At 35.5% G+C, this 14,012-nt stretch carries 12 protein-coding genes; 10 read left to right on the top strand and 2 right to left on the bottom strand.

Features of this window, described 5'->3' with window-relative positions:
* Positions 1 to 10: 10 nt before the first annotated feature.
* Together FTRAC_RS03050 and FTRAC_RS03045 are read right to left on the bottom strand one after the other, a co-directional pair.
* Positions 11 to 766, bottom strand: coding sequence for an EI24 domain-containing protein (locus FTRAC_RS03050; RefSeq protein ID WP_013452761.1), 756 nt, complete (start codon positions 764 to 766; stop codon positions 11 to 13).
* Positions 763 to 1,152 (bottom strand): rhodanese-like domain-containing protein, encoded by a 390-nt coding sequence (locus FTRAC_RS03045; protein WP_013452760.1) that lies wholly within the window; start codon positions 1,150 to 1,152, stop codon positions 763 to 765. Before FTRAC_RS03045 ends, FTRAC_RS03050 begins: the two co-directional genes overlap by 4 nt.
* A 167-nt stretch (positions 1,153 to 1,319) precedes the next feature.
* Between FTRAC_RS03045 and FTRAC_RS03040 the strand changes: the two genes are divergently transcribed.
* The 10 genes from FTRAC_RS03040 to FTRAC_RS02995 all read left to right on the top strand — a co-directional run bounded on the left by FTRAC_RS03040 (position 1,320) and on the right by FTRAC_RS02995 (position 14,010).
* On the top strand, positions 1,320 to 1,718 hold the full coding sequence (locus tag FTRAC_RS03040; protein ID WP_013452759.1) for a transposase: 399 nt from the start codon (positions 1,320 to 1,322) through the stop codon (positions 1,716 to 1,718).
* Positions 1,719 to 1,726: 8 nt separating this feature from the next.
* On the top strand, positions 1,727 to 2,563 hold the full coding sequence (locus FTRAC_RS03035; RefSeq protein ID WP_013452758.1) for an IS3 family transposase: 837 nt from the start codon (positions 1,727 to 1,729) through the stop codon (positions 2,561 to 2,563).
* 499 nt (positions 2,564 to 3,062) lie between these two features.
* Positions 3,063 to 3,863 carry a polysaccharide biosynthesis/export family protein gene (locus FTRAC_RS03030; protein ID WP_013452757.1) on the top strand — a complete coding sequence of 267 codons (801 nt, stop codon included), beginning with the start codon at positions 3,063 to 3,065 and terminating at the stop codon, positions 3,861 to 3,863.
* Positions 3,864 to 3,869: 6 nt separating this feature from the next.
* Entirely contained in the window at positions 3,870 to 6,293 is a 2,424-nt protein-coding gene (locus FTRAC_RS03025; RefSeq protein ID WP_013452756.1) for a GumC family protein, read from the top strand.
* A 981-nt stretch (positions 6,294 to 7,274) separates the two neighbouring features.
* A complete protein-coding gene (locus tag FTRAC_RS03020) occupies positions 7,275 to 7,802 on the top strand; it encodes a hypothetical protein (protein ID WP_013452754.1) in 528 nt (175 codons plus the stop codon).
* A gap of 552 nt (positions 7,803 to 8,354) precedes the next feature.
* A complete protein-coding gene (locus FTRAC_RS03015; protein WP_013452753.1) occupies positions 8,355 to 8,588 on the top strand; it encodes a hypothetical protein in 234 nt (77 codons plus the stop codon).
* Positions 8,588 to 8,908, top strand: a complete 321-nt coding sequence (locus FTRAC_RS03010) for a type II toxin-antitoxin system RelE/ParE family toxin (RefSeq protein WP_013452752.1) — start codon at positions 8,588 to 8,590, stop codon at positions 8,906 to 8,908. Before FTRAC_RS03015 ends, FTRAC_RS03010 begins: the two co-directional genes overlap by 1 nt.
* A gap of 692 nt (positions 8,909 to 9,600) precedes the next feature.
* Positions 9,601 to 10,665, top strand: a complete 1,065-nt coding sequence (locus FTRAC_RS03005; RefSeq protein ID WP_013452751.1) for an NAD-dependent epimerase — start codon at positions 9,601 to 9,603, stop codon at positions 10,663 to 10,665.
* Between the two features lie 591 nt (positions 10,666 to 11,256).
* Positions 11,257 to 11,922 (top strand): hypothetical protein, encoded by a 666-nt coding sequence (locus FTRAC_RS03000; RefSeq protein WP_148230032.1) that lies wholly within the window; start codon positions 11,257 to 11,259, stop codon positions 11,920 to 11,922.
* Between the two features lie 639 nt (positions 11,923 to 12,561).
* On the top strand, positions 12,562 to 14,010 hold the full coding sequence (locus tag FTRAC_RS02995) for an MBOAT family O-acyltransferase (protein WP_013452749.1): 1,449 nt from the start codon (positions 12,562 to 12,564) through the stop codon (positions 14,008 to 14,010).
* Positions 14,011 to 14,012 lie beyond the last annotated feature (2 nt).

Below are 14,012 nucleotides of genomic sequence, written 5' to 3'. Positions count from 1 at the left end.
TATTAAAAAATTATCTAATCACTTTATTTGCATGGATCCCTGCAGCTATTAAAGCAAAAGAGGGTGCAAATAAAACGCCAACAATGGGTATTAGTATAAACAGGTTTAAAGCCAAACCGTTACCTAAAACCAAGCCTTTATGTTTAAAAATTTCCTTTAAGCTCCTTTTTACACTTAATTGATAGTATTCATTTCTATAATCCAACATAGAAGCACCAAAGAAAAAGCTCTCCACAAGAAAAACTAAAATCACAAAAGCAGGAGAGAGGAAAGGGATAGTGATACTTAATAAGAGGAGTGCGAGATAAATGATTAGGTTGAGACTGATTAGAATCAAACCCATCATCATACCTCTTCCAATTTCAGAAATGAGTCTAACTAGGTTAATTGTTTTCTTCTGATTGTTGAGGATGTTTTGAGTACGCTCTGAAAGTATAGCCAGAACAGGGGCGAATATTATTAAGACAATGTATTTGTACAGATTAATGTAAAATGATATTAGCAGGATTCGGATAAAAATGGCCGTAAGGATTTGGAGAAAACTACCCCATTCTTCCCAATCAGCTGGAAAACTGAAAGTACTGTATATGAAATCAATCAATTTACCTGTATAGATCCAGGCAAAAACGCCCACAAATAGGAAGGCGAAAAGATTGAAAAAAGCAGCACTCAAAATGAAGCCTTTCAGTTGGTGTTTTCGCACAAATTGAAAGGCTTCATAATAGGTTAAAGTCGATTGACTAAATTCCTTGAAAAACTGCCTCATTTTTCAACAGGAAAATTTGCGGCTCCCCAAGCTTGCATTCCCCCTGTGATGTTGATTACATTTTTAAAACCTGCCTCCTTCATTTGAGTTGCAGCTTTTAAACTTCTGCTACCCGATCTGCAAATCACATAATAGGTTTTATCTTTATCTAGTTTTTTAATGGATGTAGTAAATAGATCTGTCTTTAAAACATCAAGATTTTCACTTCCTGGAATTTTGCCTTCAGCATATTCCTGGGCAGTTCTAACATCCAGTACTACTTTGCTTTCATCATCATTGAATGGAATAGCATGTAAATCATTAACAGTCATATTTTCTTGAGCATTTCCCTGCGAACAAGCAGTTATAAGAAAAGCAGAAATTAATAAGGTGAATAAGGTTTTCATATCTTTATTTTTAATTCGAATATACAAACGTAATGCAATTAATAAAATTCAATGTAGCAATGGTTACGGATTTTAAGAGTTAATGGCTTAATGAAGATGGAAGTTGGGAGTTGGAAGAGGGAAGTGTGTACGTCTCTGGTATAGGTTGACCATATAAGTCAATATATATGAAAGCGAAGGTAAAATTAATTGAGAAGTACCGTAAGTATTCGGAAGGCTTTAAAAAATCTATTGTCGATGATTTTGAAAGTGGTAAATTTAGTGTGAGCCAATTGGAGCGCATACACAAGATTTCTAATCAGAGTATCTATAAATGGATTTATAAATACTCGAACCATAATGAACGTGGTCAACGCATAGTAGAGATGAAAGACAGTAGTACAGAAAAATTGAAAGCTTTGGAGCAACGCATCAAGGAGTTAGAGCAAACAGTTGGTCAGAAGCAGATACAGATTGATTATTTTGAAAAGATGATTGATGTAGCCAAGACTGAATTAGATATCGACATCAAAAAAAACTCCAACACCCCACAATCGAGTGGTTCAGCAACAACCAGAAGAAAATAAACTTTTCCATGAACCAGTTGTATGAAACCATAGGCATTAGCAAGCAGGCTGTACATCAGTATGCAAAGCGTCAAGCTATCTTTGATAAGAAAGTAGCAGATTTAGTTATGGAGGCTGATCAGTTAAGAGAAGCCCATCCCGGTTGTGGGGTTGAGAAAATGTATGACACACTACGTCCTGATTTCATTGGAAGAGATCGCTTTGTATCTCTGTTCATGGCACTAGGCTACCGTTTAAAAGCTAAAAGAAATTACAGAAGGACTACTTATTCCTCAGATGTGTATTATCCTAACCTCATCAAAGGAATGAAGATAAAAGGTCCTTCTCTGATTTGGCAATCTGACATCACTTATATCCGCATAGGTGAAAAGTTTTATTATGCTGTATTTATCATTGATGTTTATACAAAGAAAATAGTCGGCTATCATGTAGGTGATCATATGCGAGCGACTGCCAATATTAAGGCGCTTAAAATGGCATTTAAAGATCATAAACCACCTAAGATCCATCATTCAGATCGAGGTAGCCAGTATATCTATCATCAGTATATTGATCTTCTAAGAAGTGAAAATTGTGAAATAAGTATGGCTAAAACTGCACAGGATAATGCTTATGCAGAGCGAATCAATCGAACAATCAAAAATGATTATATCGAATTATGGCAGCCCTCCAGCTTTGATGAGTTAAAAAGGAAAATGAAAAAAGCAGTACAGCACTACAATAATGTAAGACCACATAACCATATTGGAAAAATGAGTCCAGAAGAATTTGAGAAAAAATTGTTGATGAAAAGTACTTTTCATCAACAATCAATCACTATATTCAATAATGAAATAAATGTTTAAAAACGGTCAACTCTATTCAGGGAAGTGCAGTGCATGGCAGTAGTTTCCACTAGCCGGAGAAAAAGGGAGTGTTAGCTAGAAGCTGCTAGATGTCGTTCTCTGAATTCCTAATTCGTAATTCTATAATAGTTCGAAGTAGGATGATGGATGTTGGGTGAGGGGTGGCAGTTGTTTCCACCAGCCGGAGATAGACCTAAAGATGCTGTATTCTTCCTCAGGCTGCTTGATATCATTCTCTTAATTCGTAATTCCTAATTCGTAATTCTATAATAGCTCGAAGCTCGAAGCTGGAAGTAGGAAGTAGGATGATGGATGTAGGATGTAGGATGGAGGGGGCAGTAGTTTCCACCAGCCGGAGAAAAAGGGAGTGTTAGCTAGAAGCTGCTTGATGTCGTTTTCTTAATTCATAATTCCTAATTCGTAATTGCTAATTATTAATTCTCTAATTATTAATTCCTAATTAAATTTTCTTAGTTTTGTTATTTGAAATATAGAAATCTTGATTAAAAATATTACATTATTTATTCTTGTAGCCATACTTTTTGCCTCATGCGTTGGCAATAAACGATTGGTGTATCTACAAAATGATGATTTGCATGAAAATCAACCCAAAGACACGGTTTTAAGGGAGTATGATTTAACTTATCATGACTATAAAATCCAACCACAAGATATACTTTCAGTTCAATTCAAGAGCATAACGGATGAGGATTTCGATATCTTCAGTGATTTTGGATTGGGCGGTGGAAATATTGGAGGCGGAGGGGCTATCCTTGCACTGAGGGGTGAATTGGTTGATCCGCAAGGGCAAATTGGCTTCCCAGTAGTTGGAAAAATTAAGGTACAGGGCATGACTGTTTTTGAAGTGCAGGATACACTTCAAAGCATAGCGTCTCAGTATGTGGAAGATCCTGTAGTTAAAGTTCGTTTATTAAACTATAGGTTTACCGTTTTAGGGGAAGTCAATGGGGAAAGTGTAATCACTACTCAAAATACAAGAGTAACCTTTATGGAAGCTATAGGAATGGCGGGTGGTCTGACAGAATTAGCCAGTAGAGATAATGTCAAGGTTATTCGTCAAAAAGGAGATAAAGCAGAAGTTTTCTATGTTAATTTATTAGAAGAAGAGTTTTTGGAATCAGAAAAGTTTTATGTCTATCAAAATGATATTATAATTGTTCCACCTTTGCAACAAAGACCAATCAGACGTTATTACAGCCAGAATTTAAGTTTACTGCTTTCATCTGTTTCGGCTGTATTATTTATAGGAAGTTTTTTTGGTTTAAGCGCTACAAGATAAAAAATATTGGATAATCAATTTAACCCATATAGTTCTGATTTTGCCGACCCAAGCATGGGTACCTCTGCATCCGAAGGAAGTCAATTAATTGACTTTAAAAGGGTGCTGTACAAGGTTATAAAATTTTGGTACATCATTGTGATTACTTCTCTTTTAGCATTATCTGTAGCTTATATTATTAACCGCTATAGCACCCGGATCTATCCAGTGAATGCCTCTATCATGATAAAAGAGAATCAGGAGGAAGCGGGGGCTAAGTTTTTATATACCAATGCCATTTCAGATCCGTACCGGAATTATTTTAATGAAATGTACGTCATCAAATCTTTTCCTTTGATTCAGTCCGTGGTGGAGGAGCTTCAGTTTGAGGTGGCCTATTATCGGGAAGGTGAAATCAAAAGTTCAGAATATTATAATCCTGAATTTCCCGTTGAGGTGATGCCTGAGCAGGGTTTTAAGTTGCCATACGGAAAATCAGTAGGTATTACCTTTTTGAACCAAAAGCAATTTAAGCTTTCCAATATTTCTCCTGCAGATGAAGGAGAAGAGAGCAAAGGAGAAAAAGTATTTCAATTTGAGGAGCTAGTTCCCATCAACGGTCATAAAGTTATTTTCAGTAATAGAGGAGTGATTGCAGAGGGAGACTTGAATAAGTATTATGTGGTGAGATTTTCCGATCCTGAAAGCATTACGGGGCAATACCAATCCAAACTTAATGCAAAATGGGCTGAGCAGGGATCGTCAGTGTTAAACTTAAGTTTGAATGGATCCGAACCCCTCAAAGAAATCGCTTTTCTGAATACATTCATAAAGAAATATCAAAAACTTGACATGGATCGGAAAAACCAAGAGGCAAGTCAAACCATTCAGTTTATTGATGATCAGTTAGCAGGCATCTCGGACACGCTAAAATATTACGAGCAGAAACTAACTGAGTTTAAGAAAGAAAATGTAGTCACCAGTATGGATGGCGAGGCCTTAAGGGTCTATGAAAACCTTCAGAAAATCGAGGAGGATGCCGTTCAATATAAGGTGCAGGAGCAATATTATAGCTACTTAAGAAAGTTTCTACAAAATCGGGAAAATGAGTTAGACCAAGTCGTAACGCCTGAAAGTGTAGGTATAGAAGATCAGGTGATAGCCGAAATGCTAGGAAAGCTTTTGCAGCTTGATATAGAGATTAAACGGTTCCAACAGAAAGATAAATTAGTTAACCCTGTGCTGGAAGATAAAAGACAGGAGATGCAGGCCTTAAAAACCAATATCTTAAGTAGTATTGAAACGCTGGAAGAAACCAAGGCGATTATGCAAAGGTCAGTGAAGCGGCAACAGCAAATTTTAGAAGAGCAGCTGAAATTATTGCCTGGCTTGCAGCAGGATTTCATTAATATTAAAAGAGACTATTCTTTTAGAGAAGGTTTATATACTTTTTTAATGCAAAAAAGGGCAGAAGCCGCTATTTCTAAAGCTTCCACTACTAGCGATATCAGGACGGTAAACCCTCCTAAACTAGCTGGTGGTCCTATTACTCCTAAAACCACGCAGAATTATTTGATATTCTTAGTAATAGGTTTAATCATTCCAATCGGCTTTTTCATCATTTTAGAGCTGTTTAATAATAAAATTCAATCTAAAGAGGATATTGAAAGGGCTACCTCCATACAGGTGATAGGTGGTATTGGACATAAGAAGCTTCAAGATAATTTAGTTGTTTACCGTAAACCGCGTTCTGCCGTGGCGGAGTCTTTTAGGGCTTTAAGATCAAATTTAAACTTCTATACTGAAGGCAAAGAGAAAAAAGTGTTTTTGGTTACCTCCTCCATTTCTGGTGAAGGGAAGACCTTTACAACTATAAATTTAGCCACGGTTTTAGCACTTTCTGGAAGACGAACTTTACTAATTGGTGCCGATATGAGACGGCCTAAAATCTTTGATGATTTTAATCTACATAATGACTTCGGATTAAGTAATTTACTTTCTGGGCAGGCTGAAATGGGAGAAGTAGTGCAAACGACTGAAATTGATAATTTGGATTTACTAAGCGCAGGCCCCATTCCTCCGAATCCGAGTGAGCTATTAATGAAAGATCTCATGAAAGAAAGCTTAGACAAAGCCTTTAAAACCTATGATTTCATTATTATTGACTCACCTCCCATTGCTTTGGTAACGGATGCCTTTGTATTATCAAAGTTTGCAGATCACACCATTTTCATGGTAAGACAAGATTATACGCCTAAAGAAGCGGTGACTGCGGCAAATGAATTATATACTAAGGGCAAAATTAAAAACCTCAGCATTCTATTCAATGACATCAAAAAAGCCGGACCGGGTTATGGCTACGGCTATGGCTACGGCTACGGCTACGGCTATGGTTACGGCTATGGCTATGGAAAGAGAAAAGACGGATACGGCTACTACCAAGAAAGCTAAAGCTTAATTACGAATTATGAATTTTGGAATTACGATTTGGACAGCGGAAGGCTGTTGGTTTAACCACAACCTGTCCCGACCTAATCGCGAAGGAAACAAAGCTTTTTACTAAGTTTCAAAAAGAAAATGGCTAGCCCTCCAGTCTAACGCATTACGGGTCTGACTGGTAAGTGTAAAAAAAGGATTAGCACGATTCTCGGAATCAATTTTAGCTTGCGTCACACTTAAACCCCTCATCAATTAGCCTCAACAGTTATTTTCTTGGTGACTTTTGTGTAAATCTCTGTGCTTACCCAATTCAGCTTAACTGAATAACTTTTGTTTTCTTTTCTTACTTTGTGGTTCCTCCAATCAGCTTTAGCTGATTCAACTATTTATCAATTATATTTTTTCATTTGCGTATTGCAAAACAGAATTAAATCCCATAAATTTATAATTGAGTAGTTATTTTACTCGTTTTCATAATACTGTTATGAATTTTCAACTTACTAGTTAACAGCACTAACTTTATTGTTTTCTGCGTAAAATAATCCGTGAGAGCTATCTCCGCCAGCTGGCGGAGATTATAGGGGTGTTCCTTGAGGGGTGTCGGCTGCAAAGAATTGGATGTAAAGGAAAATGCATTAACTAGCCTTTTTGTTAGGTTCCTGTGTGGGACTGAAAGGGCGGAGCCGTAGTTAATTAATAATTAGGAATTGGTTAATTAATAATTGGGCTAGCACCGTATTGGCACCCTACTAGGTCAGTATCACAAGTCAGACTGCTTTTAATTAGTGATTAGTTATTAGTAATTTATACTTAATAATTGATACTTTCGAGTTCTAACTATCGTTGGCTAATGGCCGGCTTTATTGCAATTGTATTTCCAGTTATTGCAATTATACATCAACCATATTTCCATAATAAATCTATTACCATCTGCCTTAACTTGACAACACGACAACTTCCTAACCTGACAACCTGTAAACTTGATAACTTAAATTGTTAGATACCTTAATCACTTCTAAAACCCGAATAAAACTCCTGCTGAAATTCTTCTTGAATGCGCAGACCAAGAGCTATTTGCGTTCGTTGGAAGGAGAGTTTGGGGAGAGCACCAATGCGATTCGCTTAGAGCTCAATAAATTTGAAGAAGCCGGCATGCTAAAGGCTGATGTTGAAGGCAATAAAAAACTCTACCAAGCCAATATAAAACATCCATTATTTGAAGATATACATAGTATTATTAAAAAATATATTGGAATCGACCGAGTAATTGAGCAAATCATCGGCAATGTTGGGCAATTGGAAAAAGTATATTTGATAGGAGATTATGCAAAAGGTGTGGATGGAGGCATCATTGATTTCTTATTGGTAGGCGATAATTTTAATTACGATTATATAGCTAATATGACAGGCATAGCAGAAAAGAAAATAGATCGCAAGATAAGGTTCCTCTATATGAAGCCTAAGGAGCTGGTAGGACAGGTACCTACTGCTGAGGCGGGTTTGCTGCTTTGGGAAAGCTAAAGCCCCCTAACCCGCCAGCTGGCGGGGAATTTGGGCAGTGCACAAAAATATATGCTTTACAGCAAGTCGGGAGGCTGGAATCTAGCTTATACTGTTTACTTAAAACTTAAAACCTATAACTTACTACTTAAAACTTCTACCAAATCAGAACTTTTCCAAGCTAATCCAGCTTCTAATTATAGAAATTAAGTATATTCAATCATGGAAATAAGCCCCCTAGCCCCCGAAGGGGGAATCTAAAGAGAATGGTGAGGCTCCCATCAAATATTGATTTATCGGAATTGCAGGATATGTTAGATTATTTGAGGTGCAAGGAGCTAACATCAACCTCAAAAAGCCCCCTAGCCCCCAATGGGGGAATTGTGAGGTTTCTTCTACAGTAGATTTGGCTCAATCCTTGTCAGCTAAAGCCTGATGTTGATAAGCTGGCAATGGACGTTAATGCCTCCATGTGGAAGAAATTAAAGAAAGAAAGTTATAGAAATTGAAAATTACGGTTGATTCAAATATTGTAATTTATAGATTTATTGGAACTAATTAAATTTAAGGGTCATGAACATTGAAGCACGAAAAATATCGTTTATTCAAGAATTTTTGAAGTTACAGAATGAAGATATCATCAATAGCTTAGAGCAAATTTTGAAAAAAGGAAAGCTACAATCATATCATGAAAATTTAAAACCTATGAGTGTTGAGCAGCTAAATTCAGAAATTGACCAAGCAATGGACGATTCTAAAAATGGAAGAATGACTAAAGCATCTGAACTGAAAGCGAAGTATAAGTAATGGAATTAGAGGTTTACTGGCTTGAATTAGCGGAGAGCAAATTAGACGATATTTACGATTACTACACATTTAAAGCCAGTCGGAAAACAGCAAAATGCTTAGTAGATGGGATAATTGATAAGACCCTCCAATTAGTTGATCAGCCTTTTGTAGGTCAGATTGAAGAAAACTTAAATACGAGACCTGAAAAATTCAGATACCTAATTTATAGAAATTATAAAATCATTTACTGGATAAACACTGATCAAAATCGTATAGAAATAGCCAATGTTTTTGATACCAGGCAGAATCCTGATAAATTACTAGAAAACGACACTTAATGTATAAGCTTAAAAGCCTATTTATCCCGTCTTCGGGAAGGCTTTTTGAACCGCTTAACCTGTCCCGCACTGTAAGTCGGGAGACATAAAGTCGCAAAGTAAAGAAAGTATTTTCTCTGCGTAAACTTTGCGCCTCCCGACTTACAGTGCGGGACAGGTTCGCGCCTTCGCGAGAAAAATAATCAGCCTTAGGCTGTCCTTAGTGCCCTTTGTGAAAAACTTAGAGAAACTTAGTGGTTAAACTTTCACAGCCTTAGGCTGTCTATTGTTTTCTTTTGTCCCTTTTCCCGATGAATGCGGGACAAGTAGTGGTAAAAAATTAATCAGCTTTAGCTGATTTAAACTCAGCCTTTGGCTGTAAATAAAATATTAGAAATTTGAAAAAAATATTAGTAACAGGTTCAGCGGGGTTCATCCCGTGAAATTTTCTCAAATTGATTTATTATGTTTACATATTACACAGTTTGAAAGCCTAAGGCTTTTGGGTAACTCTCGCAAAGAATTATTAAAAGGAAAAATTCTGAGATTGGAAATAGTGTTTACATATTGAATTTAATTAACGTTGCGTAAACTTTGCGCCTTCGCGCCTTTGCGTGAGATTTTTAACAGCCTTCGGCTGTCCTTTTGTGTTCTCTTGTTTCTCTTGTGGTTAAATTAAACAGCTTTAGCTGTTAATAAAAAAATATATTGATTTGAAAAAAATATTAGTAACAGGTTCAGCGGGGTTTATCGGATATCATCTCACGAAAGCCCTCCTTGAGCGTGGAGATCAGGTAATCGGCTACGACAACATCAATGATTACTATGATGTTAACCTCAAATACGGCCGCCTCAACGAATTAGGAATCAAAAGAGAACTGGTCAAAAACCACCAATTAGTACTCAGCGAGCAATACCCGAATTTCCGATTTGTAAAAGCCGACCTATGCGATAGAGATTACCTCTACCAATTATTTGAAGAAGAGCAATTTGACCATGTAATCAACTTAGCAGCACAAGCAGGAGTTCGGTACTCCGTAGAAAACCCCCAAGCCTATATCGATGCCAATATCCAAGGCTTTCTAAATATATTAGAAGCTTGCCGGCATTACCCTGTAAAACATTTAGTTTACGCCTCTTCTAGCTCTGTTTACGGCAGCAATACCCAAATGCCCTTTTCAGTGCACCACCATACTGATCACCCATTATCACTCTATGCCGCCACCAAAAAGAGCAATGAAATGATGGCGCATACCTACAGCCATTTATTCAATATAGCCACTACAGGCATACGCTTTTTCACCGTTTACGGTAGCTGGGGCAGACCTGATATGGCACTTTTCCTATTTGCGGAAGCCATTCGAAAAGGAGAGAAGATCAAGGTTTTTAACCAGGGGGAAATGGAAAGGGATTTTACCTATGTGGGAGATATAGTTAAAGGCGTAATGGCAGCACTAGACCAACCCGCTACAAGTAATGCAGCATTTGATACTAATATACCTGATGCTGGCAGCTCCAATGCACCTTACCGACTCTATAATATTGGCAACAACCAACCAGTTAAACTTTTAGACTATATCAAAGCATTGGAAAAAGCCATGGGCAAAACAGCTGAAAAGGAATTTTTACCCATGCAACCCGGTGATGTTCAAAAAACTTATGCAGATGTGCAAGATTTAATTAATGATTTTAATTATCAACCGAATACTCCATTGGAAAAAGGGATAGAGGAGTTTGTGTCGTGGTTTATAGAATATAAGAATAAAAAAAAAGCATGAGGTAAGATTACTCTCACAAAGAAGCTTAGCCTTCGCTATCCAAATAAATAAAAGGAAATTTTTCAATTAAAACTTATTACATAGAAATTTATCTATCGTTTTAGAAGTCATTAAACCTTATCAATAATAAGTGAAATCAATGTAAATGCTTTGAAAAAAGAAAATAACAAAGCCAGATTCGGATGCGATAAAGCTTAATAAAGTAGTGGGAATGAGCAGCGTGATTTTATAAAACTAAAAAACAAAAAAAGCTAGTTTAGTGATGAAAATCATTCAAAATATTTATTTCTAATTTTAAAAATGAAGAAGTTTCTAATTAAGGTACTGACTTTTTTTATAACTATTATTATTTCCTCGTATATAATTGTTTGGGTTTATGAAAAACCAAAACGTTTAACTTATAAAAATGGGACAAATATTAAACTTAACAAATGGAATTCAATCAAAATTGAAAAGAATAGTTTTGACGTAATTATACTAGGGTCTAGTAGGGGCTCTAGTGCGTATAACCCTTTAATTCTTGATAGTATTTCTAAACTTAATTCTTATAATATGTGCACTGGATCCCAACATATTAAAGAAAGCTTTTATATGTTTAAAGAAATTTTAAAATTTCAGAAACCAAAATATCTGGTATATGAAGCATTTCTCCCTTCATTTAAAAACTCTTATGATTTTAATAATCTTTTTTCAAATGCTGAATTTATGGCAAATGAAATGATATATAATGAGTTTTTAACTGAAAAATTTCTTGATCTATTATTTCCTGTAATAAAGTATAAGGCATATCTTAAGCAGGAAGCAATAAATATTTTACGTGGAAATCAAAAGAAATCTTATTATGAATCGTCATGGATTAAAGGTCATAGACCCTCTAACAGAGTTAATGATTCCATTGATATAAAAAAATTCCCTCCAATTTATTCGTTTTCTAACACCGATCTACTACCAATAGCAACAATAGAAAAATATTTAAGCAAAATAAAAAGCATTTGTGAAGAAAATAATATCAAACTAATCTGTATGCGGGCGCCCTATCCACCTTCAAGAATGTTGAAATCAACACAAGATACTGCGCACATGTATTTCAAAAACTATTTTAATAAGAATCAGATACCATTTTATGATCTAAATTATCAGTCAAAAACATTTTACACTGATTTTGACTTTGAAGATTATCACCATATGAATTCTATTGGAGCTAAGAAAGCCTCTAAAGATTTAGCAATAATTCTTAATTCCTATGAAGGGGAATAATTTTGAGGGTTGAGTATCAAGATTTAAACTAAGGCTTTAAATGATGTATTTCGCTAAATCAAGGTGAAAATATCAGCTTATTATTTAAAGTAAATGCCTAAAAAATACAATAAATGAAAAAACAATTAATCACCTAATATCAAGAATGGAGAATAGAAAGAAACATCTACGAATAGAGTTATATTATCTTTTACATTGATAGAGTTAATTTGAATTAAATAAAAAAAGAGGCTTGGATTCTTCTTTTAGGAAATCATCCAGAAAAACAGGAAAAGATTTTAATTTATGAAAATAGAAATGTACAGACCTTTTTTATTGACTCTGGATACAATATGACTACCTAGGGTAATTTTGTTGAAGGAAACAAAGAAAATGGTAGCCATCCTTTAGTTTCTATAAGTCCAAGATCTGCTTACATAATTTGTGTTGAGGTTATAAAACACCTAGTTACTATTTAAATGGTAAAAAAGTATTGCGAAAGCCAAGAGCATAGATGCAGAATCTGAGTAACTACATTTGCAGATAGATGGTGTTAGATATATATTAAATTACTAGTTGATTATTGTAATAATCGACCTAATAAAACTTTTGATAATTAGGTAGGTAAGTTTTTTTCCTAGTATAATTGATTTTATAAAAATGTTATTTAATTCCTCAGAATTCGCTTTATTCTTGCCATTCAGTTTCTTACTGTATTGGTTTGTCTTTAAAAAGCACTTAAAGGCACAAAATTTCTTTTTATTAGCCATTAGCTATGTGTTTTATGGCTGGTGGGACTGGCGTTTTCTATCTCTGATTGCTTTTAGCTCATTGGTAGACTTTATAGCTGGTCAGCAAATAGAAAAGAGCAATACTAAAGCTCGAAAGAAGTTCTTTCTGTGGATTAGTATCTGTACCAATTTAGGTTTCCTAGGCTTTTTTAAGTACTTCAACTTCTTTGCCGAGTCTTTCGCTGACATGGTGACCATGATAGGCATGCAAGCCAACCCTTGGTCATTAAATGTGATATTGCCGGTTGGGATTAGCTTTTACACCTTTCAGACCATGAGCTATACTATTGACCTCTACAGAGGGCAGATGAAAGCAGAAAAAGACCCTGTTGCTTTTTTTGCTTATGTGAGCTTTTTCCCGCAGTTGGTGGCGGGACCCATTGAAAGGGCGGTAAACTTATTGCCACAGTTTAAAATTAAACGAGAGTTTAGCTATGAACAAGGCGCAGACGGCATGCGTCTTATTTTATGGGGATTATTTAAAAAAGTCGTCATAGCAGATAACTGTGCAATTTTTGTAAATGAGATTTTTGCCAATTACCAAAGTGCCAGTGGGATGGAACTTATATTAGGAGCTGTATTTTTTGCTTTTCAGATTTATGGAGATTTCTCAGGGTATTCGGATATTGCCATAGGTACCGCCAAGCTATTTGGCTTTAATTTAATGACCAACTTTAGAACGCCTTATTTCTCTCGAGATATGGCAGAATTTTGGCGTAGGTGGCATATTTCCCTTTCTACCTGGTTTAGAGATTATGTTTATATCCCTTTAGGCGGTAGCAGAGTAGGAAAGGGCAGAGCAGTTTTTAATACTTTTGTGATTTTTGTAGTTTCTGGTTTTTGGCATGGAGCAAACTGGACGTTCATTATCTGGGGAGCTTTAAACGCAATTTATTTTCTGCCTCTATTATTATTGGGAAAAAACAGAAAAAATACTGATACAGTAGCTGAAAATAGATTTTTACCGAATTTAGTAGAAATCTGGCAAATGGGATCCACATTTGCATTGACTTGTTTGGCTTGGGTGTTTTTTAGAGCTGAGACTGTTACAAATGCATTTGTTTACATCAGAAATATTTTCAATTTTGAGGGTTCCTTTTTTGATTTAAAAAGACCCTCATTAATTGGTTATTCTCTTCCATTAATTATAATTTTTTGGATATTTATTGAATGGATAATACGTAAGAACAGTATAGAAAATTTATTTGGTGACAGAGCAAACAAGTTAGTTAAATACGGGTTTTACTATGCTATAGTAGTAATAATATTCTTTTTTGGAGCTTTCGATAAATCAGAATTTATATATTTTCAGTTCTAGAA

This window comes from Marivirga tractuosa DSM 4126 (genome assembly GCF_000183425.1).
Lineage (GTDB): Bacteria > Bacteroidota > Bacteroidia > Cytophagales > Cyclobacteriaceae > Marivirga > Marivirga tractuosa.
Note: the sequence above shows the minus strand (reverse complement) of the source record. Positions and strands in the feature narration are given on the sequence as shown.